Raw genomic sequence first — 26136 nt, 5'->3', positions numbered from 1 at the left:
GGTTTTCTTGATGTGCAATGCATCCCTTTGGACATAAGCCGCTTCCTGGCCATATGCCATGCTGGAGAGAATGTCCGAGGGCTTGCAAGATGCGCCTGCGCACCGTAGTGTTGGCAACGGCCTCTGCGTTGCTGTTGAGTGTGTTTTCTCTACCCGTTCAATCTCAGGTGTTCAGCAATCTGCTCAGCCCCCTATTGCAGGCATGGATTCGTACCCAGGTCCAGCAGGTGCAGGATCTGCGCGTCGCTGTCAATGGTCCGGATGCTGAGATGGTCAATGGCCAGATTCGCAGCATCGAGATTTCGGGACGCGATATTGTCTATCAGGGCATCCCGGCGCGCTCGTTGCAGATGCGCGGTTCTGACATCCGGCTGAATGTGCGCTCGGGATTGATCAGTGGTCTGAGGCTTGAGCGGCCCGTGCGGGCAGATCTGGCCCTCAGCCTTTCTGAGCAGGATGTGAATACCTACCTGGCATCCCAGACTTTTCAAGATCAAATTCGGGGCCTGACGATCAAGTTGCCGGCCCAGTTTGGTGGCGACGGACAGACAGAAATACCGATGGAAATTCGCGATCCCCACGTGCGCCTGCTCGCCGATCGGCTGGAAGCGGCGGCGACCGTGCGTCTGGCGAGCGGTGAACCGGCTGCCCTCAGGCTCGCCAGCGGTATCGCCGTCGCCTCCGCCCACCAGTTGCGCCTGGTCGATCCGCGCCTGGTGGGTCAGAACGGTGAGAGTGCCCCGATCGAGGCGCTGGTAAATCTGCCGATCCAGCTCGGTCCCGAGGTGGAGTTGCGCCGCATCAGTCTCCAGCCCGGCCTGTTGAATCTGGAGGGCACCTATTTAATTCAGGCGACGCCAGTGGCGGCCCGCCGCTGATTATTTGGGCGGCGTGCTCATCAAGTCCTGGTTGCTCTCCAGGCGCGCCGTTCCCCAGCCTTTTGCCTTTTGAGCGGCCCGCAGAACAAAAGCTGCCAGATTCTGCAGCTGGTCGTCTTTGAGATAGGTCGCCTTGCGGCAGTTGGGGACTTCTTCTTTGCCGTCGTAGCTCATCGGATTGCGCATGTACTGCACCAGGGCCTGAATGTTGTCGCGCGGCGGCGTTGCCCCCTGCAGTTTGGCGAGCGCCAGCGAAACTTTGGGATTCGGGGTGGTTACGCCGCCGACGTGGCAGTTCTGGCAATTGGACTCGAAGAGTTTTTTGCCCGCGAAGATATCCTCGGGGGTAAAAGTCTGGAGGTTGCCTTTGGTGTCGGCGGGTAGATCGACCGGTCCCCGGACTGCGAGGTTGATGTTGACGTACTTGTCGCGCACGCCCCCCGCATTGGTGCTGCAGGCAGCCAGCAGCAGGCTGCTCAGCCCCAGGGCATACCAGCTCCGCTTCGTCATGCTTTTTTCTCACCCGCTAACGAATATTTTTGCCTTTGCCCCAACCTGGGTTGGACTTGCCTTCTTTGATGATGTGGGCGGCGATCAAGCGCAATTTGTCATCGCCCAGCCCTTCGTAGGAGGCGTGCTCACCGGTCTTAATGAGGTCTGTCTTGCCGTCGAAGCTCGTCGGTTTTTTCATGTAATCGATGAGGGCATCGACCGTATTGCGCGGCGGTGTCGATTCACTCAACCGGGCAAAGGAGAGGTTGACGTCGGTGCTGCCGTAGGTGCCGTAGGTCTGGCCGCCGACGTGGCAGCGCCCACAGTTGGCAGCAAAGAGCTTTTTGCCCTGTTTGAGGTCGGCGGGGCTGAAGCTCGCCAGCTCAGGAATGGCAGCCGCCGCTGTATCTGCGGGAGCCTGTGCTGCCGGTTGACCACCGGAACAGCCCGCCAGGACGAGTGCAATCAACGATAACCATCCAAACTGCTTGCTGAACATAGAGTGCTCGGTTCTCCTCTTTCAACTGCGGGGCGGCTCGACGGGGAAGGCCACAGGATGGTTGCGCACTTCCAGGATGATCTGCTTGGCGTCCTCGAGGGCGAGGAAGCTCTGCGCATCGCGGAAGGGAATGCCAAATTGTCTGCACAGGGCAAAGATCTGGTCCTGGCTCAGACCATAATCTTCGGCCAGCTCAGCAATCGTAACGTCGGCAAAACCCATGGCTGTTCTCGATCAGGCTCAATTCCACCCCATTTTGCATCATCCGGACACGCTCGCATAGATTTGCTGCCGGCAACCTACGAAACATAGGTGCCCACCGCCTCGCCGCTAACAGCCCGGTAGATATTGTCCTTCTCAAAGACATTGAAAACAATGATCGGGATATTGTTTTCGCGGCAGAGAGCAATTGCCGTCGAGTCCATGACGCGCAGATCCTGCACGAGCACCTGTTGAAAACTGATGGTCTGGTAACGTTGGGCGTCCGGGTTGAACTTGGGGTCCGCGTCGTAGATGCCATCGACGCGGGTGGCTTTGAAGATGACCTCTGCGTCGATCTCAGCGGCGCGCAGGGCAGCGGTGGTGTCGGTCGTAAAAAACGGATTGCCGGAACCGGCACCAAAGATCACCACCCGTCCCTTTTCGAGGTGGCGCATGGCGCGGCGGCGGATAAAAGGTTCGGCCACCTCCTTCATCTCGATCGCCGACAGCAGCCGCGTCTGGATCTGGTGTTGCTGCTCCAGGGCGTCCTGGAGGGTGAGGGCGTTCATCACCGTGGCGAGCATCCCGACGTAGTCGGCGGTGGCCCGGTCCATCCCGGAAGCACTCGCCTTGACGCCCCGGAAGATATTGCCGCCTCCCACGACCACCGCCAGTTCGACCCCGGCCTCGACCACCCTCGCGATCTCGTCGGCCAGCATCTTGACCACCTCCGGATCGATGCCAAATTCGCGATCGCCCATCAGGGCTTCTCCACTCAACTTCAGTAGAACGCGGCGATACTTGATGCTCATCGCTGGTGACTGCGGATGGTCCTGTCAAAGAATAGCACCGCTACCGATAGGGACAGCATCAAAAAAAACCGGCCCGCGGGCCGGTTTTTGGCTTATTGGACATTGAACGAACGGCGCTGGACTTATTTAACGGTCAGCGTGCCGATCATCCCGGCGCTCAGGTGCGGTACGCAGTGGAAGGAATAGGTACCCTTCTTGGCGGATGCCGGGATCGTCGAGGTGTAGGAATCGCCGGGCTTGCTGAGCAGCTTGGTCTGGCTGATCGCCTTGGCCGCTGTCGGATCGGCTGACTTGGCACCGTCGAAGACGACGTTGTGGGGGCCGGCCTTGTTGAGCGTCCACTTGATCGTGTCGCCGGGAGCCGCATCGATCTTGTTGGGGACGAAGACGAGCTGACCGGTGTCAGCGCCCATCTTGACGTCGATCTGCTTGGCCTGGGCGGCCAGACCGAGGGCCGACACCGCGATCAGGGCAACCAGCGAGGAAGCGGCAAGCTTTGACAGTGACATCATTTTTGGAGGTTCTCCATGCATATGCGTGGGTGTCTTGGCGACTAACTAACAGGCGTTGGCGGCTCTTCCCCGGATCCGGTGGGTGCTTGAGGCGGCTCGCCGGGTGTGGGGGGCTCCGTCTGGGCATCGGCAGGGGTTTGCTGTTCCTCGGAGGGGGCAGGCGGTTGCTGGGCCAGTTTGCTCAGCAACAGCTCGTTGACCACCTGGGGATTGGCGCGACCAGCCGTTTTTTTCATCACCTTGCCGACAAAGGAACCGAAAACTTTTGTGCGGCCACCGTGGTAGGCAGCCACCGAGTCGGGTTCCCCTGCCAGCACCTCGTCCACGATCTGCTCAAGCTGTCCCCGGTCGCTGATTTGCACCAGGCCGCGCTCCTCGACGAGGGCGCGGGGGGAGCCCCCTGCCTTGAACAAGTCGGGTAGAAGCTCGTTAGCTATCCGGTTGCTAATTTTACCCTGGTTGATGAGCGCAAGCAATTCTGCCAGGCCCTCAGGCGTCACTTTAAGCTGGGCGATCGATTCGCGCGACTCGTTGAGGTAAGCGGCGATGGCCCCGGTGACGAAGTTGGTCGCCTGCTTGGCTGGGGCACCGAGGGCGACCACCTTCTCGAAGTACTCGGCGCTCTCCCGCTCGTCGGTGAGGACGCGCGCGTCGTAGGCCGACAGGCCCAGTTCCTGCTGGTAGCGCTGCCGCTTTTGAGCGGGCAACTCCGGCAGCCGGGCGCGATAATTTTCGAGTTGCTCGGCACTGAAGGCGATCGGCACCAGGTCCGGTTCGGGAAAATAGCGGTAGTCGTTGGCTTCTTCTTTGGAGCGCATCGAGATCGTGCGCTGCGACGCTTCGTCCCAGAGGCGCGTCTCCTGGGCGATTCGCTCGCCCGATGCGAGGCAATCCACCTGGCGGACAAATTCGAACTCGACGGCCCGCTGCAGGGAGTTGAAGCTGTTGAGGTTTTTGACCTCGACTTTGGTGCCAAATTTGTCCTGGCCCACAGGCCGCACCGAGATATTGAGATCGAAGCGCATCGAGCCTTCTTGCATGTTGCCGTCGCTCACACCCAGGTAGCGCACGATCCGGCGCAACTCTTCGGCGTAGGCAGCCGCTTCGGCGGCGCTGCGGATGTCCGGCTCGGAGACGATCTCGCACAGCGGTACCCCGGAGCGGTTGAAATCGACCAGTGAGTGGGTAGAACCCGACAGCCGCTCCGCTCCGGCGTGGACGAGCTTGCCGGCGTCCTCTTCCATGTGCAGGCGGGTAATCCCGATGCGCCTGGCAGGCTGGCCTTCCAGTTGAATTTCAAGCCAGCCGTGCTCGGCAAGGGGCAGATCGTACTGGGAGATTTGATAGTTCTTGGGCAGATCCGGATAGAAGTATTGCTTGCGATCGAACTTGCTGATCCCCTGGGGATGGATCTGGCAGTTGAGGGCTGTGGCGGCGAGCACCGCGTCGTCGAGGGCCTGCGCGTTCAGCACCGGCAGGGTGCCCGGTTGACCGGTGCAGATGGGACAGATGTTGGTGTTGGGCACATTGCCGAACTGGGTCGAGCAGTGGCAGAACAACTTGGTGGCCGTGGAAAGCTGCACGTGGACTTCCAGGCCGATCACTGCTTCGTATTGCACTTTTGCTGGGGCAGCGCTGGTCATAAAATAGTGTCTTGAACGGCTTCTCGTCCTCAATTTTGGCACAGTTGCGCCATCCTGCCGGTTGGGCGGGTACAAGAGAAGTTATGGAGACAGGTGGCTGGCCCGTTGTCTTGCAGCGCTTTCAGCAGAGCATTGTCGATCTGCTGTTTCGCTATCTGCCCAATTTGATTGCTGCGCTGCTCATCTTTTTGGTGGGCTGGTTCATCGCTGCGCTGCTCAGTCGAATTGTGCGCAGCATCCTGCAGCGGGTCAATTTTCAGAAGTTGCTCGGTGAGAATTTTGGTTTTCAGCTATTCGAGAACACCAACCTGCGCATCGATGCGGCCCGCCTCAGTGGTCAGGTCACCTACTGGTTCTTGTTTGTCACCTCGATCTTGCTCGCCGCCGATGCGGCCAATCTGCCGCAGGTCGAGCAGTTTATCGCCGGGCTTTTTACTTATATTCCCCAGGTTTTTTCTGCCCTTGCGATCGTGCTGCTGGCAGTTGTCTTCGGCACCCTTTTGCGCCGGATCATCGCTGCGAGTCTGCCCGCTGCCTACGGCTACGTTGCCACGGCGCTGCAGGCGCTCATCTACGGTCTGGCGCTGCTGGCAGCGCTGGCGGAGCTGGGCATCTCGCGGGTGGTGATCTATATCTTGATTGGCGGCATCGTCGGCCTGGTAATGATTAGCGGCGGCATCGCCTTTGGCCTCGGGGGCAAGGAGGCCGCCCGCGAGATTATCGAGCAACTGCGCAAGCCCCGCGAACCCTAGATAAACGCATAAAATCTCTCTTGAGCAACTAATTACTACTATCTCGATCACAAACCTGTGCAATACTCCCCTTCAACTGGGGTGAGTTTCGCTGGAGTGCCACCCGATGAACAGCTTGCTGAGGGATCTGGTCAATCTTTACGCTGCCCTGACGATTGAATTTCCGCAACTAAAAGCGGTGACCCTGGCCCAATGGCTCCTGGAAAGTGGCAGGGCGACCTCTGCCCTTGCCCAAGATCACTACAACTTTGGCGGCATCAAGTGGCGCGAGGAGATGCAACCCTATGCCACCAAGGTGAGCTACGATGCCTCCGACGGCAGGGGCGACTACTGCGACTTTGGCAATCTCGAAGATTTTATCCGGGGCTACTGGTTTTTTATCGATCGGCCCCCTTACGCGGGCTGGCGCTCCCACACCGCGACCGGACAAGAATTCATCGAATTTATCGGTCCTATCTATGCGCCTGCTCCTTCGACGCCCAGCTATGCCCAGAAGGTGCTCAATCTGCTCTCTGAGGCGGCGGGATTGCTCGACGATGCGCCTCTGGGCGACGATGCGTCCGATGGGCCGGTCGTCGTATCTCCACCTGCCGGAACGGCCAAAAGCGGTGTGATCGTTCTCGATCCGGGCCACGGCGGCACTGCAAACGTGGGCGGCAGCTCGGCCAACAATGCCACCAGCTTCAGCGGCATCCTCGAAAAGCAGATGACCCTCGATCTGGCCCGCCGGGTTCAACAGGCGCTGGGCGATCTGGCCGCTGCCGGCGGTCACGATCTGAAGGTGTTTCTCACCCGCAGCTCCGATGTCAATATCGGCATCCAGGCGCGGGCCAGAACGGCGAAGGCAAAAAATGCCGATCTGTTTTTGAGCCTGCACTTCAACGCTTTTAATGGGCAAAGTAGCGGCACCGAAGCCTTTATTCGCTCCCGGCCCAGAAACGTCAACTACGACGCGGATCTCCAGTTTGCGACCCGCGTTCAAAGTGCCGTCTTGAGGAGTCTGCGCACCCACCGCCCCGCCACCAGGGACCGGGGGGTAAAGGTGGATACAACCTCCGGGCCGGGCGGGCTGGGGGTCTTAAACGATCCGGACCTGGGGAACACGGAGGGCGACGCCCGGTGCCGGGCCTGCCTGGTCGAGACCGAATTTATCGATGTCAAGGAGGTGGACGACCTGCTCAACCGCAATCCGGCTGCACCGGCGGTGCGCAGGGATCTCGCCCTCGCCATTGCCACAGCCCTCATCGATGCACTCTGAGGTGGGGGAGGCAGATATGGTCTTGATCCGGCGGCTGGCCTTCGATGGGATCCCTGAGAGTGGGCTTTCCAGTGCCTGTGCCCTTGGTGGCTTTGCGCCGGACGGTTCGACGGTACTGGTCGCTTCTGCCCTGGGCCTGGTCTTTCGGGAGGTGCAGGCTGGTTTTGAGCGCCTTCGAGGAGCAAAGGTCGTCTTGGCGGGCGATCCGGGCGGGCAACTGGGTACGATCGACCGGATTCAGACGCTGCTCGGTCCCACGGTGGTTGCCGGAGCGGCGGTGCTCATCAAGCTCGTCGAGGGGAGCGCTACCGGTGCGATCTTGAAATTGGGGGATCTCGCCCCTGTGCGGGAGGCGTTGCCGGTGCGGCTGCTGAGCGCTGGTGCAGGCCGAACGGCGATCGTAGCCAGGGCGAGCAGTCTTTTTCGGCCCGTCTCCGCCGCTCTGGGTGGCTCAGATGTCCTGGGTTTCGATATCGAGACCACCGACGGCGCGGACTTTGAGGAGCAAGATTCCGGAGCGCCGGTGGTGGATGAGAACAACGCCCTGGTCGGGATGCTGGTCTACGGGAGCGGGCCGGTGGCGCACTGCGTCACAGCGAGTTCGCTTTTTTTCTAATCCCAGGGGGGTGATGAGTTGGGGAGCAGATGGTTCAGGTGCAGTGCAATCGTTCTGGTGGGGCTACTGCTCGGGGCGGTGAGATTGCCCGCCCAGGCACCGATCGCCAGCTTCCAGGCCGAGGCACTGGCCCTGCAGAACACTTCGCTTCAGGCACTCTTCAGCCAGATTGTCCGCGACGCCCGCACCCGCGTCCTCAACACTGTCGCCACCGTCACCTGGCCCATCCTGCCGGTGGAGGAGGATCTTTCGCTGCGCCTGCGCAAACTCGATGCGATCCGCATTCCCAACCAGGCGTTTATTCAGTCCAACCGCGACTTCAGCACGGACTTGATCAAGTCCGACACCGGAGCGGCCCAGATCTATCGCTGGTTGAACGGGACGGAGGAGCTGGATCCAGATTCGCAGGACGGGTACTTAAAGTTCTTGATCGAAAACGGCATGGGGACGGATCTGGGCGAGGCGGCGGCGGTTGCCCTCGACCGGCAGCGGGTGCTGGAGATCCTCAAAGATTACGGCGGAGCCAGACTGACGATTCAGGTGGGCAGCCTGCAGCCGACGGTGCTCACCAACCTGGTCTGGGAGTTTACGCCCTACCAGGGCAGCCTGCCCGGTGGCAAAACCTACTATCGCTTTGGGGTGCGGATCGTCGCTGAGAATATCGGCATCGTCCTCGATCCCAAAAACGGTGCCGAGCAGACCCTCAAGTTGACGGAGACGCTGCTCGCTGATCCCAATTTGCCGCCGGTTCGGCTCAAGGACAGCACCGTCACCTCCAGACAAAAGCTCAGAAGCGAGGCGATCGCCGAAGCAGCCGGGGCCGGTCAGGCCAATCCGCTGCTGGTGCTGGTCAACCTGCTGGCTCCCCAACTGAGCGAACGGGTCGCGACGGGGCCACTCAACAGCGAGCGCCTCAGCCTGATCACGGGCCTATTGGTCTCCAGTGCCGGCAGCCGCAACCTCACAGGCATCAACGTCTATCTGGGCGACGGCAGCGATCCGGTGGCCAACCCCGGCATCGCCGCCGGGATCGCTCCGTCCGATGCCAGTCTTTACGCCGGTCCAAGCGTCTCGCTGGGCAACAACATCCTCGTGCTCTCGGTGGGAGCCCTCTTTTCGGGAACCCAGGGCGAGGGGACGCGCTTCGCCGGAACGGCCAGCGTCGATCTTTCGCGGCTGTTATTTGGCAAACCCGATCCGGCCCAGAGCGCCAGGCAGATCGACGTCGCTCCCCAGCAGATTGCCGGGCTCTACACCAGCGCCAGGCTCCTTGCTGGCACCCGATTGGTCGTTCTCAAGGCGGGCCCGGCCCTCCTTGCCCAGTTGCAACCGAACCCGGCGGCGCGCGAGGTCAAGATCAACGCCCTATCGAGTGCTGCTTCCGTCTCGACCAGCATCGATAGCGCCGGTTACATCTTCTTTCGCTCCGAGCAGCCCACCGGCACCTACAGCGTGCGCTTCTGCGAACCGGCGAACCCGAGAAATTGCCTTCCGGCAAAGCCCGTCGAGCTGACTGACGAGAACCGCGATCAGGTGCTGACGCTGCTACCGGCTGCCCAAACGGGCGGGGGAACGATCCCCGTCGTTCCCACCAATCCGCCCCGGCCCAGTGCGCCCACCTTGAGCATCGTCAGCTTCACTCCAGCCCAGGGGACGCCGGGAGCGGGTTTTGTGACGGTCGCGACGGCAGGCCCGGCGCTGGTGCGGGGCACGCAGGTCTTCTTCGGCGGTGTTCCAGCCCCCAGAGTGACGATCGTGCGTCGGACGCAACTGACCGCCGATATTCCAATCGGGGCGCGCAGCGGCCCGATCGAGGTCCGCCTGCCTTCGGGAGCGAGTACATTTTCCAGTACCCGCTTCGAGGTACTGGCTACCAGACCGCCGATCGTTCCCCCGCCACCGGTGCCCGTAGAAGGGCCGCAGATCGTGAGCATCGTTCCCACCCACGGCGTCGCTGGGGAGACCTCCGTCACGATTACCGTTGCCGGTGAGAACCTGAGGCGCGGTACCCAGGTTTTCTTTAACGGCAAAGCGGCTACGGGCGTGAATATCGTCCGCAGAACCGAGCTGACCGCCGATGTTCCACCGGACGCGCGATCAGGGCCCATCGAAATTATCTTGCCCTCGGGGAGAAAGCTTCGCTCGACGGTGAACTTTACGGTCGAAAGATAAGTTGCTCTAAGAAGGTACGAGCGCCAACCACTCACCGCGCACTTCGATTAAAAGTCCCTGGGCGAGGGGGGCGGTGCGGGTGTGGTTGACGGCAGAAAGGCAGGCGAGGACGGCGCGGGTCTGATCGAAGTTGGGCGCTCGCTGGAGGACGGTGGCAAGCCAGTGGCGGGCCACACGGCGCTGGAGGGCGAGGGGCAGGAGGGCCAGTTGGCGGCGGTTGAGTTGCTGGTTGTCGATCAAGCTGGCGTAGAGGGGTGCAGCGAGCGCCTCAAGACAGTCCGATTCGGCGCGCAGCACCTCGGCGGTCTGGACCAGGGCCGCTTCGATCTGGGGGTTGAAGTGCTCGCGCAGGTAGGGCAGCAGTTCCAGGCGAATGCGGTTGCGGCGGTAGGTAAGATCGAAGTTGCTCGCATCGATGCAGACGGGCAGATCGTGCTTTTCACAGAAGGCGGCGGTCTGGGCGCGGCTGATATCCAGCAGTGGACGGATAAGTTGCAATCGGCCCAGGGGACGCTGCCAGTCGAGGCTGGCAAGACCCGTGCCGCCGCTGCCCCGCAGCAGGTTAAAAAGCAGAGTCTCGGCCCGGTCGCTCAAGGTGTGGGCGGTGAGTACCCGCTCCAGACCCAGACCGAGAGCAACCTGTTCAAGCCAGCTGTAGCGCCAGGCGCGGGCTGCCGCTTCGCTATGGGGCACTTCTTTGGCGATGGCCAGGTGAAAGGGGATGCCCCAACTCCAGCACAGCCGGCCCACCTGCTGGGCGGTGCGCTCAGAATCAGGACGCCAGCGGTGATCGAGGTGGCCGACGTGCAGGGACCATTTTTGAATGGGGGCGGCGTCGAACAGGAGCTTGAGCAGGCACAGCGAATCTTGACCGCCGGAAACCGCCACCAGCAGCCGCGCTCCCGGTGGCAGCAGGGGCAGGGCGGCGCGAAAGCGATAGGCGGCCTCGTCGTCGGCTGGCACAGTTCTAGCCGCCGCCTACCACCGTCACGATCTCGAAGCGATCGCCGCTTTGAACGATCGTCTTCTGCCAGTCCTGGCGGTGCAAAATGTCGCCGTTGCGCTCGATGACCAGCAGTCGCGGTTCGAGCTTGAACTGTTCGAGCATGGCGAGCACCGTCGTTCCCGCTGCTACCGCCCGCTCGTCGCCGTTGAGGCGAATCGTCTTGTCAGCTTCCACTGTCCAGTTTCTCCAGAAAATACGCCGTCGTTCTGGCCGGATCTTCTGCCGCCATGATCGCACGCACGACGGCGACGCGATCGGCCCCGGCGGCGAGGAGCGAGAGCAGGTTGGTCTCATCGACGCCACCGATCGCGTAGCCCGGCAGGGGGATGTGCCCCCGGCAGTAGCGGACGTACTCGAAGCCGACCGCAGAGCGGCCCTGCTTGGTGGGGGTGGCCCAGACCGGCCCGACGCCGATGTAGTCTGCTCCTTCGACGACGGCCCGCTCGGCTTCCTCAGGGGCGTGGGTCGATTGGCCGATAAGCAGGCGCGGTCCCACCAATGCCCGTGCGGCAGCGAGGGGCAGATCGCTCTGCCCGAGGTGGACGCCGTCCGCACCAGCGGCGAGGGCCAGATCGACGCGGTCGTTGATAATAAAGAGTGCGCCGTAGCGACTGGTCAGATCCCGCAGGCGCAGGGCGAGATCGAGCAGTGGACGGGTCGGGGCGTCCTTGTCGCGCAACTGCACCAGGGGCAGGCCCGCCTTCAGGGCAGCGCCCACGATACCCAACAGGTCCGGGTGGGGCGAGGTCACCAGATACAGCCGCGCCTTCTGCAGCTTCTGGCGCAGGTCGCTGCCGGTGGCGGCACTTTCGAGGGCGTAGACCCGGTAGCGCCACTGCTTGGCGGCCTCGGCCAGCGCCGGCTCGACCAGCTTCGCGTACTCTTCGATGACCCGCAGCGCTTCCTGGATGCGGGCCAGGTTGACCCGCAGCAGATCGAGCGGGTGGGTTCGCCGCTGCTCGTCGGGGTGATCGAGGGCGGTTCCCGGATCGTGGGGCGTGTCGCGGGCGCTGCGCATCGCCTCTGTGTGAAAGTGGGCCAATTGCTGGCGCAGGGCCTTGCACTCGGCTACCTGGGCAGCCTGTCCTGTACCAAAACGGAACCACTCCTCTACCACCCGCAGACCCTCGCGAGCCCGATCGAGGTTGGCGTCAAGAATCTTCAAGAAGGTGCGCTGCTCCACGGCGGGGGATCGAAAGAATCGGTTGCTGCCCTATTGTCGCACCGCTGCCCGCAGGCAGGTTGCTTCGTCGGAGTTCTTACTCAGCGGCTGGCACATAAATTGGGATCGTTCCTGGTGATTATGGGCAGAACAAATCGACGCTAAATGTTGTGGAGCATCCCCCGAATACTGGGTTTTTACATGCTAATGTAGTGTCGCCGACCTATGCTTTTACCAAAGGCGTTGAGGAGTGGGAATGAAGTTTTCAGCGAAAATGGTCCGCAGCCTGACCGGCTGGACCCTTGCTCTATCGCTTCTCGGTCCGGGCGCATCGATCACCAGGATGGTTCAGGCTGAACCCGAATCGAGTCAGGAGTTATCGGCGGTTCATGTCGATCCGATCAACGGCAATGACAGCGCCGGCGACGGTACCAAACAAAATCCCTTCAAGACAATTTCGCGCGCCGCAAAGGCAGTTCCAGCCAGGGGCGTTCTTCAGTTAGCCGAGGGCGAATATTCAGAGGCGAGCGGCGAGCAATTTCCCCTGCGCCTCGACGGGCTCGAACTGGTGGGCAACGAATCGACCAAGGGCGAGGGGATCAAGATTGTCGGCGGCGGCAAACACACCAGCCCGACTTTTGCCAGTCAGGATGTGACGATTGTGATCGGCAAGGGCGTGACGATCCGGGGTGTAACGATCAGCAATCCCAACAATCGCGGCTACGGCCTCTGGATCGAATCGGTCAGCCCGGTGATTTCTGACAATTCCTTTATCGGCAGCGCCCACGACGGCATCTTTATCAGCGGCACCAGCAGCGCCAAGATCAACCACAATACGTTCTCTCAAAACATCGCCGACGGACTGACGGCTGCCGATCTTTCGACGCCGACCATCGAGAACAATGTGTTTGAGAATACGGGCTTTGCAATCAACGTCACCGGCAAGTCCAGACCGCGCATTCTCGGCAACATCGTGCGCAACAATATGGACGGCGTCGTGATCGAGGGCCGGGCCGAACCTGTCTTGCGCAACAACACGATCGCCAACAACAAGCGCAGCGGCGTGGTCGTGATCTTGCTCGCAAACGCGGATCTGGGCAACGAGAGCGAAGCGGGAAACAACACCTTCGCCGACAATGGCAAGGCCGACGTCAACAACGTCACCAAACCGGCGATTCCGATCGTGGCCCTCGGCAACAAGTGGCTCAAGCCGCTTCTGGCAGGCCAGGTGACAGCGGAGGCTGAGATCGTCGCCCTCGCCGCCCAAAACCTCCCGACCCAGACCGATAGTTTCTGGGTGCTGGTCAACGAGAGCAAGCCCTCCCGCCTCAGCAGCATCAAGGGGCTGGCCCTCAAACCCAAATCCCAGAGTTACCAGGGCAAGTCCTACCTGCAGGTGGGCACCTTTACGACCCAGGACAACGCCGACCGCCTGGTTCAGCAACTCAACGAAAAGGGCTTCAAGGCGATTATCGTGCCGGCGGCCAGACCTGCTTCTAAGAACGTGACGACCAGCGCTGCCAACAAGCCGGTTGCACCCAAAGCAGAACCTGTGGCTGCAATCGCTGCAACCGGAGCGGCGAAGCCCGTCGCCAAAACAGCCGGACCAGATACAAAAGTAGTAGCCCCTCCGACAACGACCAGAGCTTCAGAACCGGTGGCAAAAGCAGCGCCCAAACCAGAGGCACCGGTTCCAGCTAAAGCACCAAAAGCAGCGGAGCCGGCAAAATCTGTGCTCCAATCGGCCACCTCTGAACCCCTGGCGGCTACGACGGCCAAATCGGCGACCGCCTACCGGGTACTGGTTACCGGCAGCAGCGACGCCGATCTGCCGCGCCTCAAAGAACTGGTCTCAAAGGTGCTGCCCCAGACCCACGACGGCAAACCTGCCTACCAGGTCGGTGTCTTTGCCTCCGAAGACAACGCCAACCACCTGGTGCAGTTGCTTTCAGACAAGGGATTTCGAGCGATCCTGGTGCCCTCCAGCCTGCCCGGAGGAGCGACCTGACAGCAGGATTACCCGCCCCCTGGGACAGGAGGACTCATCTCAAGCATCCGCTCGATGGGCCGCAGGGCGCGCTGGCGAATAGTCTCGTCGAGGGTAATCTCGGGGGTCCGATCCCGCATACACAGGTAGAGTTTTTCGAGGGTGTTGAGCCGCATGAACGGGCACTCGTTGCACGCGCAGTTATTTTGGGGCGGGGCGGGGATAAAGGTCTTGTGCGGATGGGCTTTCTGCATCTGGTGCAGGATGCCCGCCTCGGTGACGACGATAAACGCCTCGCCGGTACTTTTGCCCGCATAGTTGAGAAGTGCCGTTGTCGAACCGATAAAGTCGGCGTGGCGGAGAACCTGGGGCTCGCACTCGGGATGGGCGATGACTTCGGCACCCGGATGGCGGGTTTTGAGGCCGATCAGCTTGCGCTCAGAAAAAGTCTCATGCACGATGCAGGTGCCCTGCCAGAGCACCATGTCGCGGCCTGTCTGCTGGCTGACGTAGCGGCCAAGGTTGCGGTCGGGCGCAAAGATGATCGGCTGATCGGCGGGGATCTGCTCGACGATCGAGGCGGCGTTGGCAGAAGTGCAGATAATATCGCTCAGGGCTTTGACCGCCGCTGAGCAGTTGACGTAGGAGATGACCAGATGGCCGGGATGGGCCTGGATAAACTCTGCGAAGCGATCGGGCGGGCAGTTGTCGGCAAGGGAGCAGCCCGCCGCCAGATCCGGCAGGAGCACCTGCTTTTGGGGACTGAGGATCTTGGCGGTCTCGGCCATAAAGTGAACGCCTGCAAAGACGATCACATCGGCATTGGTCTGGGCCGCCTGACGGGAGAGGCCGAGAGAATCACCGATATAATCGGCGACATCTTGAATGTCGGGCTCCTGGTAGTAGTGGGCCAGGATCACCGCGTTCAGCTTGTGCTTGAGCCGCTCGATTTCCTCGAACAGATCGAGGCTGGGGTCGATCAGAGCGCGGGGAGGGAGGGTGGCAATCATCGTCCTGGCGGCAGTCTGTTCCTCCAGTTTAACTTTTTAAGCAGCGGGCCCGCCGGGCGCGCACTGCCTGGGCCAGTTCTTTAAGCAACAGCTCGGTCTCCTCCCAGCCGATGCAGGCGTCAGTGATGCTCTGGCCGTGGGTGAGCGGCTCACCGGGGCAGATGTCCTGGCGTCCGGCAAGCAGATGGCTCTCGATCATGATGCCAAAGATCCGCTTCTCGCCGCCTGCGATCTGTGAAGCAATGTCGCGGCAGACGAGGGGCTGGCGGGTGTAATCTTTGCCTGAGTTGGCGTGGCTGCAGTCGATCATCACCCGCGCCGGCAGACCGACCTTGAGCAGTTGGCCACTCGCCTGCTCGACGTGTTCGGCGCTGTAGTTGGTCGTGCCTCGACCGCCTCTGAGGATGATGTGACAGTCAGGATTGCCGACGGTCGCGAAGATGGCGGACTGGCCCTCCTTGCTGTGGCCCAGAAAGACGTGGGGATGGGTAGCGGAGACGACCGCATCGACCGCGATCTGCAGATTGCCGGAGGTACCGTTCTTAAAGCCAATCGGACAGGACAGACCGGAGGCCAGTTCGCGGTGGGCCTGGCTCTCGGTGGTGCGCGCTCCGATCGCTCCCCAGCTCACCAGATCGCTCAGATACTGCGGCGTCATCAAGTCGAGAAATTCTGTGCCCGCCGGTACCCCCAACTCCGCCAGATCCAACAGCAGGTGCCGTCCGAGGCGCAGGCCCTCGTTGATCCGAAAGCTGCTGTCGATGTGGGGGTCGTTGAGCAGTCCTTTCCAGCCTACGGTCGTGCGCGGCTTTTCAAAGTACACCCGCATGACGATGAGCAGATCTTCGGCCAGTGTTTCCCGCAGGCCCTTGAGGCGGTGGGCGTACTCGCGGGCGGCTTGAGGATCGTGGATCGAGCAGGGACCGACGACGACCAGGAGCCGGTCATCGTTGCCGTCGAGGATCTCCTTGAGATCTTTGCGGCTGCTGTAGACTGTCCAGGCTGCTGTCTCGCTGAGGGGCAACTCCTCGTGCAGCCGGGCGGGAGAGACCACCACCTCGGTCCAGCGAATGCGCAGATCATCTGTATGAAAATTCATCCCTCAAGCCAGCGCGGCGTCTCAAATCCTATCAAATCGGTTCCATATCGTACACAGGACCGCTCTTCGGTGCAGGGGAGCCTGGCGCGCCGCAACCAGGCAGGGAATGGGCAGCATAGGGCTGAGCGATAGGCGGCTAAGATAGGACTGTTTGTCCAGTTGCAGGTCGTTCGTCGTGCCGCGCCGTACTGATATTCACAAGATTCTTCTGATCGGTGCCGGGCCGATCGTCATCGGTCAAGCCTGTGAGTTCGATTACTCCGGCACGCAGGCGTGCAAGGCGCTGCGCGAGGAAGGCTACGAGATTGTTCTCGTCAATTCCAACCCAGCCACGATCATGACCGACCCGGCGACGGCGGACCGCACCTATATCGAGCCGGTGACCGCTGAAATTGTCGCCCGCATCATCGAGCGCGAGCGGCCCGATGCGCTTTTGCCCACGATGGGCGGGCAGACCGCGCTCAATGTCACCGTTGAGCTGGCGGAGTCGGGGGTGCTCGAGCGCTACGGTGTAGAACTGATCGGAGCCAAGCTGGAGGCGATTAAAAAGGCGGAGGACCGCGAACTTTTTAAGCAGGCGATGGGCAGGCTTGGCCTTGCGGTCCCGCGCTCAGGCTTTGCCCACTCGATCGAGGAGGCGCAGGCGGTGGCCGAGGAGATCGGTTCTTTTCCGCTGATTCTGCGGCCCAGTTTTACCCTCGGGGGCACCGGCGGCGGCATCGCCTACAACCGCGAAGAATTCGAGCGGATGATCAAAGTCGGCCTCGACGCTTCACCCATCTCGCAGGTGCTCGTCGAGGAGTCGGCCCTGGGCTGGAAAGAATACGAACTTGAGGTGATGCGCGATCTGGCCGACAACGTCGTGATCATCTGTTCGATCGAAAATTTTGACCCGATGGGCGTACACACCGGTGATTCGATCACGGTTGCCCCAGCCCAGACGCTCACCGACAAGGAGTATCAGCGCCTGCGGGACGCCTCGATCAAGGTGATCCGCGAGATCGGCGTCGAGACCGGCGGCTCGAATATTCAGTTTGCCGTCCACCCAGAAGACGGGCGGGTGATCGTCATCGAGATGAACCCCCGCGTCTCGCGCTCTTCGGCTCTTGCCTCCAAGGCCACCGGTTTTCCGATCGCCAAGATCGCCGCCAAGCTGGCGGTGGGCTATACCCTCGATGAGATCACCAACGAGATCACCCGCCAGACGCCCGCCAGCTTTGAACCCACCATCGATTACGTGGTGACCAAGATTCCGCGCTGGGCCTTTGAAAAATTTCCCGGCACCGAGCCGGTGCTCACCACGGCGATGCGCTCGGTGGGCGAGGTGATGGCGATTGGCCGTACTTTTAATGAATCGCTGCAAAAGGCGCTGCGCTCGCTTGAGATCAAGCGCTCTGGTTTTGGAGCGGACCGCATCGAGGAGAATCCCGACGCTGAGACCCTGAAAAGCCAGTTGCGCACCGCCACCCCCGATCGCATCTTCCAGATTCGGCAGGCGCTGGTGGCCGGCTTCAGCGTCGAGCAGATCCACGACCTCACCGCCATCGATCCCTGGTTTCTCGACAAACTCGCCGAACTGGTGGCCTTCGAGCAAAACTGGCAGCACCGGGATCTTTTGCAGGTGAGCGCCGCCGAGTTGCGCGAGGCCAAGCACCTGGGCTACAGCGATGCCCAGCTCGCTTTTTTGACGGGCACCAGCGAACAAGCTGTCCGGGCCATCCGCCAGGAGCTGGGTATCCTGCCGGTCTTCAAGACGGTCGATACCTGCGCGGCAGAATTTGAGGCATTCACGCCCTACCACTACTCAAGCTACGCCCAGGAAAATGAGATTGGCCCCAGTGACCGCCCGAAGGTGATGATCTTAGGCGGCGGCCCCAACCGCATCGGCCAGGGTATCGAGTTCGATTACTGTTGCTGCCACGCCTGCTTTGCCCTCTCCGAGGACGGTTTTGAGACGATCATGGTCAACTCCAACCCCGAGACTGTCTCCACCGACTACGACACCAGTGACCGGCTGTACTTCGAGCCGCTCACCCGCGAGGACGTGCTCAACATCTTCGAGACCGAGCAGCCGGTGGGCGTTATCGTCCAGTTCGGGGGGCAGACTCCCCTCAACCTCGCCGTGCCCCTCGAAAAAGCGGGGGTGCCGATCTGGGGCACCAGCCCCGATTCGATCGATATGGCCGAGGACCGTGAGCGCTTTGAGCAGCTCTGTCAGGCCCTCGGCGTCCGCCAGCCGGCGAACGGCATGGCCCGCTCGGGCAGCGATGCCACCGCCGTCGCCGGGCGGATCGGTTATCCGGTGGTGGTCCGGCCCAGCTACGTGCTCGGGGGGCGGGCGATGGAGATCGTCTACACGGACGACGAACTGGCCCACTACATGACCCACGCCGTCCAGGTCGAGCCCGATCACCCGATTCTCATCGACAAATTTCTCGAAGATGCGATCGAAGTCGATGTGGACGCCATCTGCGACCGCGAGGGCCAGGTGGTCATCGGCGGCATCATGGAGCACATCGAGCAGGCGGGTATCCACTCCGGCGATTCGGCCTGCGTGCTGCCGACGCGCACCTTGAGCCTCGAAGTGCTCGCCGTGATCCGCGACTGGACTGCCCGCCTGGCCCGCGCCCTCAAAGTCGTCGGTCTGATGAACGTTCAGTACGCCGTCAAGCGCACAGTGACCGGCGAAGAAGAGGTCTACGTTCTGGAGGCCAATCCCCGCGCTTCTCGCACCGTGCCCTTTGTCGCCAAGGCCACGGGCGTTCCTCTCGCAAAGATCGCCGCCCGCGTCATGGCAGGCCGCACCCTGAGCGAACTGGGCTTCACCGCCGAAGTCATCCCCAGGCACATCGCCGTCAAAGAAGCGGTGCTGCCCTTTGAAAAATTTGGTGGCACCGACACGATCCTCGGCCCCGAGATGCGCTCCACCGGCGAGGTGATGGGCATCGACACCGACTTTGGCCGCGCCTTTGCCAAAGCCCAACTCGGAGCCGGTCAGCGCCTGCCTGTGCGTGGCACCCTCTTCGTCTCGGTCACCGACCGCGACAAGGCCGCCGTCGTGCCGATCGTCCGCGAGATGATCGAGCTTGGCTTTCGGGTCATTGCCACCGAGGGCACCCAGCGCTACCTCTGCTCCCAGGGTCTGGCCGTCGAACAGGTGCTCAAGATCCACGAGGGCCGGCCCCACATCGGCGACCTGCTCAAAAACCAGCAGGTCCAGCTGGTCTTTAACACCCCCTCCGGCAGCGAAGCGCAGACTGACGCTCAGGTGATCCGGCGCACCGCCCTCGCCCAAAAAATCCCCGTCATCACCACCCTTGCTGGAGCACGGGCCTGTGCCGCCGCCATCGCCTCGCTCCAGCAGGGCACTCTCACCGTCAAATCCCTCCAGGAGTACCATGCCGCCGACGCCTCCCCTACCGCAGCAAGAGATCCGGTGGGATAGGGGAGGCGAGAAGCATCGTCAGCGCCCCACAGAACCGCAAGCAGTGACGGTTACAAGAGGGCTGATTCTAAGGCTACAGCGACCACCCTGCCTACCCTCGCTACTCGGATGCGGTTTACACGACTTTGGGAGTCCGGAATCTACATCCGGCCTTTTTGCATAACCTGGGTGAGGTGCTGGCGCAACTCCTCAGCACACTGATTATCTTGCTGCTGCAGTTTCTGAAACAGCTCGACACAGGGCTGCGATCCTACCTTCTGGGCGTCGCGAATGTATGTGTCGTATGCCGTCACAGCACAGGCTTTTTCTTTGAGCACGGTGAGCAAATCATATTCGAGATCGCTGACCGTCTTTTTCGTTGCAGTCCCTTCCATTTGTGCGCCTCCAATAGAACTATTCTCCACAGCTTGCTTGAGGCTGACCTCCAGAGCATCCATCTTTTGACTGAATACTCTTGAAAGAAATATTTCAAGCTGGGAAAAATATCAGCATCGCCTGTGTGAAACCAGCATCCTGAGCGAAAATCGAATCAATCTGCTCCCCTCATCACAAAGTATTCAATCTCCGAAAAATTACTGATTGAATTACAAACTACTCTCGATGTAGCGCGAGTTTCAGACGCTTACCCAAAAAGGCGAGCCGTGGGAGGAGTTGCCCGTGCGCATGGCCACCTGTGCGCTACTGGTACTCAATCGCTACGGCATCCTGCCTGATCAGAGTCACTGATTGAATCGCACCCCCGATCAAGATCGGCGATTGCAGTCTCCTGGTGCTCAACTCCGAAAGGAGTCACTGATTGAATCGCGATTTTCTCCTAACCCCGGAATGTCTGCAAGAAGCAGTGCTCAACTCCGAAAGGAGTCACTGATTGAATCGCCGCACGCTTTTCGACTACTCCGCGCCAGAGCACTAGTGCTCAACTCCGAAAGGAGCCACTGATTGAATCGTGCGATCGGAAATCTCAGACCCGCCGGATTGGTTCTGTGCTCAACTCCGAAAGGAGTCACTGATTGAATCGCGAGTAGAAGCCGCGTAACCTGCGCCGTATTATCACGTGCTCAACTCCGAAAGGAGTCACTGATTGAATCGCACGTGCTCTTTACGCCCGAAAAAACCAACACTGGCAAGTGCTCAACTCCGAAAGGAGTCACTGATTGAATCGCTTTGCCCAGGTTGTCCACTGCGCCCGCTTCCACCCGTGCTCAACTCCGAAAGGAGTCACTGATTGAATCGCCAACGTGTACTCCCGCCAGATGCTCACGGTCTGGGGTGCTCAACTCCGAAAGGAGTCACTGATTGAATCGCCGCGAGTGGTCGGATTGGGAAATCGGGCAGTGGCTGTGCTCAACTCCGAAAGGAGTCACTGATTGAATCGCCCCGAAGGTGCTCCTCGGTTTCGAGCAGAACAATCTGGTGCTCAACTCCGAAAGGAGTCACTGATTGAATCGCGAGTCGTTCGGAATGCGCATCTCTACTCTCCAAAGTGCTCAACTCCGAAAGGAGCCACTGATTGAATCGTGCGATCGGAAATCTCAGACCCGCCGGATTGGTTCTGTGCTCAACTCCGAAAGGAGTCACTGATTGAATCGCTCCTAAGCGGTAGCACTTGAATACGGATTGTAATAAAGTGCTCAACTCCGAAAGGAGTCACTGATTGAATCGCAGCTGACTACGCTCGTCGAGGCGCAGGACAAGCGGATGTGCTCAACTCCGAAAGGAGTCACTGATTGAATCGCAGCGCTGAGCCGGCGGACAGCGGCGCGGCCAATGTGTGCTCAACTCCGAAAGGAGTCACTGATTGAATCGCTACTCTGGGCCGGTCGAGTTCGGACGGGACTACTAGTGCTCAACTCCGAAAGGAGTCACTGATTGAATCGCATCAAGTATTGCAGATATTCCGCGATTTGATCAAATTGTGCTCAACTCCGAAAGGAGTCACTGATTGAATCGCCATTAATTGCTGATAATAAATCGTCGGGAATAAAACGTGCTCAACTCCGAAAGGAGTCACTGATTGAATCGCTCGGATTGTTAGCGAGGTGCGAAACTCCAGCAAAAGCGTGCTCAACTCCGAAAGGAGTCACTGATTGAATCGCGTCATGACCTCGATAGATCATGAGCAATTCACTGAGGTGCTCAACTCCGAAAGGAGTCACTGATTGAATCGCAGCATGTTTTCCGAGTCTGAGCATGTACTTGGTTTGGTGCTCAACTCCGAAAGGAGTCACTGATTGAATCGCTCACCGTCGCAGATCCGATGGCGTCGATGGTGGCCGGTGCTCAACTCCGAAAGGAGTCACTGATTGAATCGCCAGTTGGCCCAGGCAATACTTTGCAGGAGCGTGAATGTGCTCAACTCCGAAAGGAGTCACTGATTGAATCGCGAAGAAGGTGCAGCAAAATCATCCGTCGGACTCTCGTGCTCAACTCCGAAAGGAGTCACTGATTAGACCTCTTGCATGAATGCCTGGGATGGGTCACAAGTAGTAGGGTCACTACTGCTTTTCTGCCCTGATGATGAGCTATCAGGATATCCAACATCTCAAGCCCACCGACTTCAAACGCCTCTGCGGTGTGCGAGTTGAAACCTTCCAGGCAATGGTCGATGTCCTTCGACCCGCTCTGGAGCGCACCGGCAAGCGTGGCGGACAGGCCAAACTCTCCACCGAAGACCAGTTGCTGCTTGCCCTGCAGTACTCGCGGGAGTACCCCCCATCCGGGGGGCAGGCCGCACCTACTTTCACATCGCTCAAAGCTGGGCTCTACACGAATCGACCGTCTGTCGTATCGTCCACAAAGTCGAGCGACTGCTGGTGCAATCCGGACGCTTTCGGCTGCCTTCGCGTCAAAGCGCTCAAACGAACGTACAACTGGAAGTGGTCGTTGTCGATGTGACAGAAGTGCCAATAGAACGGCCCAAAAAAAGCAGAGGCACTACTACAGCGGCAAACAAAAATGCCACACCCTCAAAGCGCAACTGGTCGTAGAGCCCAAAAGCCGCCGCATCCTCAGCACCGTCTGCAGCCGTGGTCGCCTCCACGATTTGCGGGTGTTCAAAAACAGTCGCACCCGTTTTGCTCCTTGGGTGAAGTGTCTGGCAGACAAGGGCTATCAGGGTTTAAGGAAAGTCCATGCCAACAGCCAAACCCCGAGCAAAAAGCCTCTACGAGGGCAGTTGAGTGTGGAGCAGAAGCGAGGGAACCGGGCTGTAGCGCGTCAACGGATAGTGGTGGAGCATGTCAATCGGCGTCTGAAGGTGTTTCGGATTTTGGCTGGTCCGTATCGCAATCGTCGCCGCCGGTTCGGTCTGCGGTTGAGTTTGCTGGCAGGGATCTACAACTACGAGCTGTCCCTGTCAGCCTTGGCCTGATTCATGCAAGAGGTCTTTTGTAGATCAACGCTTGAGCGTGAATGGGCCAGGGCTGCCGGGAAGCCGCACTCAAGGGCGTAGTCGCGATAATGCTCAGTGGTCGTGCCGGTGGTGGGAAGGCAGAAGAACAGTCGGAAGGGCCGCTCCTGTTTTGTGTAACTCTCGCAATACCGCCGTGCCCACAGATATGCAGCCAGGCTCTTACCAGACCCACATCCGGCTCTGGCAAGTGTGAGTGAGGAGTTAGAATCTCTCACTTGCTCCTGGAATGGCCGAATCTCGAAGCCTTCTGGCAGCCGTTCAAGGTTCCAGGATTCTCTGGGCGCTTTGGTTTTACTCCAGGCCCAGCGGTGAATCAGGCCAGTTAAATCGGCAGTTGTAACACCGACTGCAATCTCGCCCTCGATGAAACGCAACAGCGAGTACTTCTCTACTGACATACCCTGGCGGGCGATTGTGACGTGCAACCGCTAAAGTGAACCGCGTAGAATGTGAGTCTTCCAGCCGACACCACTGACGAGGAAGACCATGAAGAAAAGCCGTTTCACGACTGAACAGATCATTGCCATCCTGGGTGAGGGGCAGGCCGGTGCTAACGTGGCAGAGCTATGCCGCAGACACGGTATCAGCGAGCAGACCTACTATCGCTGGAAGGCCAAGTACGGTGGAATGGAAATCTCTGAAGCTCAGCGCCTGAAGGATCTCGAAGCAGAAAACCGCAAACTCAAGCAGATCGTCGCCGACCAAGCTCTCGACCTTCATGCCCTCAAGGCGGTGCTGTCAAAAAAATTCTAACCCCAGCAGCCAAACGCCAGGCTGCCGCCTACCTGCAAGCCGACCTGCAGGTTTCCCAGAGGCGAGCCTGTCGGTTGCTGGGGTTGCACCGCTCCACCGCCCGGTTAGTCGGTCATCGCACTGAAGATCCCGTGTTGCTAGCACGGCTGAAGCAGTTGGCTGCCGAACGTCCGCGTTATGGCTATCGACGGCTGACACTGCTGCTGAGAAGGGAAGGCAGGCTGGTCAACGCCAAGAAAATCTACCGACTGTGCACCAAGGAGGGATTGCTGGTGCGCCCAAAAAAGCGTAAACCCCGCTTCCGACCGTCTGGGAGGCCGGAAGCACCGGCTTTAGAACGCCCTAACCAGCTATGGAGCCTGGACTTTGTCGAGGATGCCCTGGCCGACGGACGCAAACTGCGGACCTTGACGATCATCGATGTCTACAGCCGGGAGTGCCCACAAATTGAAGTCGATACCTCCCTGCCCTCAGCGCGGGTGGTGCGGGTGCTGGAAACCCTGGCGGCCCAGCGGCAGTTGCCGGAACGATTGCTGGTTGATAATGGGCCGGAGTTCGTCTGTCGAGCACTGGCGGAGTGGGCAACGCGGCGTGGGGTGCTCATCGCCTTCACTCGTCCGGGCAAGCCAACGGACAAGCCGCACATCGAGAGCTTTAATGGGAAATTTCGGGATGAATGTCTTAATGCCCACTACTTCTTGAGCGTGCCGGATGCCAGACGAATCGTCGAGGCTTGGCGGCTGGATTACAATCACTACCGTCCGCACAGTGCCCTGGCAGGAGCAACGCCGATGGAGTTTTTGCAACAGGTGAATGCCATCGCGGCTCCGCTGTCGCCGCAACGGCATCCACCTGTACGATAAGGAAAACCAAGCTGGAAACTCACATTCTCAGCGGATCATTATTCGGGGCCAAGTCAATTGCACTTGCTGCAACATCAGCAGCTGTACCCAGGGCTTTTACGAGTGCAACAAACTGACGCCGGGCTGCAGAGGCAAACGCCTCTTCCTCATCTTCAAAGAGCGTAGTTAGTTCCTGGCAGACTTCTAGGGCTCCCAGATCGCCCTTTTCCTTGAGACTGCGAGAGATGACCAAGTCCTTTTGAAAACTAGGCGGCTGTCCCAAACCGAGATCCTGAGCCATCTCCTGAAGAATGCTATTGAAATCTGGATGGCTGAGCAGAACCGTCATGGCTTGCGGCGCTTGCTTGGGACTCGTTTCCTCGTCAAATTTGCGGTGATGACCTACTGCTCCCCAGACGGCAACATGCACTGTCTCATTGCCAAGGGGAGCCAACCAGTCTTGAAATTCAGGAACCAGTTTTGCAAGGATTCCAGACACCGTTTCGTGGCGTAGCAGCTGTATCACCTCTGGGGCACTGCTAACCATCGTCTGGAAATGACTGTTTGCCTTACCGAGGTCTTGTAACCAGCCACACAGGATCAAGGTCGTTTCGAGTGCAGGAAGCAATTCCTGCGGCAAGCCACAAGCAGCCAGTAGCGGAGCGCCAACAGTTCTTGCAAGGGTACGGCCGGCTTGAGCAACATCTCTGCTGTGCTGGAGCAACAAGGCATAGTCCGGAGGAGATGGGAACTTGTCTTTCTGGAACGACTTGGCGAGCAGGCGCTTCACGACTGTCCTCCAACAGGCACGAACAACCCACAACCCATCCGCCGCCGCCCGCCGATGCCCGCAATCTGCAACTTGAGCGAATCCTCGTCGCTCAGGCCGGAAACGTAGATGCCGTAGCCCGTGATCGTGACGCCCTTGATCCGCAGCACGCGGCGGGCGAAAGCGTCCAGTCCCGGCTTCTGGGTTGCCTTCTCCAGGCTGGGTTTGCCCGCGATCGACAGCGCTTCGAGCTGGCGCTGCACTCCAGCGAGAAACGATTCCGGCTCTGCGGTCTGGCCTTTTGAATCGGCCAGTTTGAGAACGACGAGCCGCGACCAGAGCGTTTGCGCCGGTGCAAGCAGCCGAATCTGGGGAATGCCCAGGCGCAGCGTGTAATCGCCGACGCAGATCTTCTTACCGGCCAGAGGATAGACAATCGGGATCTTCTCCATCGGCAGACGCAGGCGCAGCTTCGATGAAGAAGGAAGTGTAATGCTGCCGTGGCCATCTCTGACGCCGGGAAGAGTGTGAATGCCGAGCCAGTCCGCCTCGTGGATCTCGGGCACACTCTCGGAGAGGGCACTGAAAAGTGGATAACCGTGGTCTGCCGGTAAACTACTGCCCGAAATGCCAAAGTCCAGTTCTACAACGGTCATGGGTGGTTTCCTGAGATGTCTCTATCCTGACGGGCGGGATCTGCAAATTCGGATCAGCGAACTCTGCAACTTTTTTGCAGAGTCGATCGGAAAGCAGGACTTTTTCCTCTACACGGGAGATTTCAGAAAGATTAACCTGAATGTCTTCAGACTCAGGTCA

22 protein-coding genes, 1 pseudogene and 1 CRISPR repeat array are annotated in these 26136 nt (G+C 60.0%); of the genes and pseudogenes, 9 read left to right on the top strand and 14 right to left on the bottom strand.

Annotated elements, in window-relative coordinates:
* Positions 1-167: 167 nt before the first annotated feature.
* The gene (locus tag GKIL_RS12085; protein WP_187293807.1) at positions 168-878 is read left to right on the top strand and encodes an LmeA family phospholipid-binding protein; all 711 of its coding nucleotides are present in this window, start codon (positions 168-170) and stop codon (positions 876-878) included.
* Here the strand turns inward: GKIL_RS12085 and psbV2 are convergent, their stop codons facing one another.
* From psbV2 to gatB, 6 genes are all read right to left on the bottom strand, one after another.
* A complete protein-coding gene (gene psbV2, locus GKIL_RS12080) occupies positions 879-1388 on the bottom strand; it encodes a photosystem II cytochrome PsbV2 (protein ID WP_023173904.1) in 510 nt (169 codons plus the stop codon).
* Positions 1389-1404: 16 nt separating this feature from the next.
* Positions 1405-1839 (bottom strand): c-type cytochrome, encoded by a 435-nt coding sequence (locus tag GKIL_RS12075; RefSeq protein ID WP_187293806.1) that lies wholly within the window; start codon positions 1837-1839, stop codon positions 1405-1407.
* Between the two features lie 51 nt (positions 1840-1890).
* Complete coding sequence (locus GKIL_RS12070; RefSeq protein WP_023173902.1) at positions 1891-2091, bottom strand: hypothetical protein; 201 nt, start codon at positions 2089-2091, stop codon at positions 1891-1893.
* Positions 2092-2168: 77 nt separating this feature from the next.
* The gene (pyrH, locus tag GKIL_RS12065) at positions 2169-2882 is read right to left on the bottom strand and encodes a UMP kinase (RefSeq protein ID WP_023173901.1); all 714 of its coding nucleotides are present in this window, start codon (positions 2880-2882) and stop codon (positions 2169-2171) included.
* 122 nt (positions 2883-3004) lie between these two features.
* Positions 3005-3394: a plastocyanin gene (gene petE / locus GKIL_RS12060; protein ID WP_023173900.1), complete on the bottom strand. Its 390-nt coding sequence runs from the start codon at positions 3392-3394 to the stop codon at positions 3005-3007.
* A 41-nt stretch (positions 3395-3435) separates the two neighbouring features.
* Positions 3436-5037 carry an Asp-tRNA(Asn)/Glu-tRNA(Gln) amidotransferase subunit GatB gene (gene gatB / locus GKIL_RS12055; protein WP_023173899.1) on the bottom strand — a complete coding sequence of 534 codons (1602 nt, stop codon included), beginning with the start codon at positions 5035-5037 and terminating at the stop codon, positions 3436-3438.
* A gap of 83 nt (positions 5038-5120) precedes the next feature.
* On the opposite strand from gatB, the gene GKIL_RS12050 reads away from it, so the two are divergent.
* The 4 genes from GKIL_RS12050 (at position 5121) to GKIL_RS12035 (ending at position 9835) form a co-directional block, all read left to right on the top strand.
* Complete coding sequence (locus tag GKIL_RS12050; protein ID WP_023173897.1) at positions 5121-5789, top strand: mechanosensitive ion channel family protein; 669 nt, start codon at positions 5121-5123, stop codon at positions 5787-5789.
* 106 nt (positions 5790-5895) lie between these two features.
* Positions 5896-7047, top strand: coding sequence for an N-acetylmuramoyl-L-alanine amidase (locus tag GKIL_RS12045; protein ID WP_023173896.1), 1152 nt, complete (start codon positions 5896-5898; stop codon positions 7045-7047).
* Between the two features lie 16 nt (positions 7048-7063).
* Entirely contained in the window at positions 7064-7663 is a 600-nt protein-coding gene (locus GKIL_RS12040; RefSeq protein WP_023173895.1) for a hypothetical protein, read from the top strand.
* A 57-nt stretch (positions 7664-7720) separates the two neighbouring features.
* Positions 7721-9835 carry an IPT/TIG domain-containing protein gene (locus tag GKIL_RS12035; RefSeq protein ID WP_023173894.1) on the top strand — a complete coding sequence of 705 codons (2115 nt, stop codon included), beginning with the start codon at positions 7721-7723 and terminating at the stop codon, positions 9833-9835.
* Positions 9836-9841: 6 nt separating this feature from the next.
* Here the strand turns inward: GKIL_RS12035 and tilS are convergent, their stop codons facing one another.
* Genes tilS through GKIL_RS12020 form a run of 3 tightly spaced genes read right to left on the bottom strand, consistent with a single transcriptional unit; the run spans position 9842 to position 12006 of the window.
* The gene (gene tilS / locus GKIL_RS12030) at positions 9842-10798 is read right to left on the bottom strand and encodes a tRNA lysidine(34) synthetase TilS (RefSeq protein ID WP_023173893.1); all 957 of its coding nucleotides are present in this window, start codon (positions 10796-10798) and stop codon (positions 9842-9844) included.
* Positions 10799-10802: 4 nt separating this feature from the next.
* Positions 10803-11015, bottom strand: a complete 213-nt coding sequence (gene thiS / locus GKIL_RS25490) for a sulfur carrier protein ThiS (RefSeq protein WP_023173892.1) — start codon at positions 11013-11015, stop codon at positions 10803-10805.
* A complete protein-coding gene (locus tag GKIL_RS12020) occupies positions 11005-12006 on the bottom strand; it encodes a thiamine phosphate synthase (RefSeq protein WP_245595842.1) in 1002 nt (333 codons plus the stop codon). The genes thiS and GKIL_RS12020 overlap by 11 nt, the downstream gene beginning before the upstream one ends.
* Before the next feature lie 253 nt (positions 12007-12259).
* Between GKIL_RS12020 and GKIL_RS12015 the strand changes: the two genes are divergently transcribed.
* A complete protein-coding gene (locus GKIL_RS12015; protein ID WP_023173890.1) occupies positions 12260-14011 on the top strand; it encodes a DUF1565 domain-containing protein in 1752 nt (583 codons plus the stop codon).
* Between the two features lie 8 nt (positions 14012-14019).
* Here GKIL_RS12015 and nadA read toward each other — a convergent pair whose 3' ends face one another.
* Complete coding sequence (nadA, locus tag GKIL_RS12010) at positions 14020-15000, bottom strand: quinolinate synthase NadA (protein ID WP_023173889.1); 981 nt, start codon at positions 14998-15000, stop codon at positions 14020-14022.
* 28 nt (positions 15001-15028) lie between these two features.
* A complete protein-coding gene (locus GKIL_RS12005) occupies positions 15029-16099 on the bottom strand; it encodes a 3-deoxy-7-phosphoheptulonate synthase (RefSeq protein ID WP_023173888.1) in 1071 nt (356 codons plus the stop codon).
* A gap of 175 nt (positions 16100-16274) precedes the next feature.
* Between GKIL_RS12005 and carB the strand changes: the two genes are divergently transcribed.
* Positions 16275-19544 (top strand): carbamoyl-phosphate synthase large subunit, encoded by a 3270-nt coding sequence (carB, locus tag GKIL_RS12000; protein WP_023173887.1) that lies wholly within the window; start codon positions 16275-16277, stop codon positions 19542-19544.
* A gap of 140 nt (positions 19545-19684) precedes the next feature.
* Here the strand turns inward: carB and GKIL_RS11995 are convergent, their stop codons facing one another.
* Positions 19685-19918 carry a hypothetical protein gene (locus GKIL_RS11995; protein ID WP_023173886.1) on the bottom strand — a complete coding sequence of 78 codons (234 nt, stop codon included), beginning with the start codon at positions 19916-19918 and terminating at the stop codon, positions 19685-19687.
* A gap of 395 nt (positions 19919-20313) precedes the next feature.
* A CRISPR array of direct repeats spans positions 20314-21999; the repeat unit is 36 nt; unit sequence GTGCTCAACTCCGAAAGGAGTCACTGATTGAATCGC.
* Between the two features lie 62 nt (positions 22000-22061).
* Between GKIL_RS11995 and GKIL_RS22690 the strand changes: the two are divergent.
* Positions 22062-22914: pseudogene (locus tag GKIL_RS22690) on the top strand (IS5 family transposase).
* Positions 22915-23442: 528 nt separating this feature from the next.
* A protein-coding gene (locus GKIL_RS11975; protein ID WP_144080304.1) for an IS3 family transposase occupies positions 23443-24572 on the top strand; the annotation gives its coding sequence in 2 pieces (ribosomal slippage) (positions 23443-23695 and positions 23695-24572; 1131 coding nt in all).
* Between the two features lie 19 nt (positions 24573-24591).
* Here the strand turns inward: GKIL_RS11975 and GKIL_RS11970 are convergent.
* Both GKIL_RS11970 and cas6 read right to left on the bottom strand, forming a co-directional pair.
* The gene (locus GKIL_RS11970) at positions 24592-25341 is read right to left on the bottom strand and encodes an HD domain-containing protein (RefSeq protein WP_023173884.1); all 750 of its coding nucleotides are present in this window, start codon (positions 25339-25341) and stop codon (positions 24592-24594) included.
* On the bottom strand, positions 25338-25976 hold the full coding sequence (gene cas6 / locus GKIL_RS11965; RefSeq protein ID WP_023173883.1) for a type I-MYXAN CRISPR-associated protein Cas6/Cmx6: 639 nt from the start codon (positions 25974-25976) through the stop codon (positions 25338-25340). Before cas6 ends, GKIL_RS11970 begins: the two co-directional genes overlap by 4 nt.
* Positions 25977-26136 lie beyond the last annotated feature (160 nt).

Source organism: Gloeobacter kilaueensis JS1, assembly GCF_000484535.1.
In the GTDB taxonomy this organism is placed as follows: domain Bacteria; phylum Cyanobacteriota; class Cyanobacteriia; order Gloeobacterales; family Gloeobacteraceae; genus Gloeobacter; species Gloeobacter kilaueensis.
Note: the sequence above shows the minus strand (reverse complement) of the source record. Positions and strands in the feature narration are given on the sequence as shown.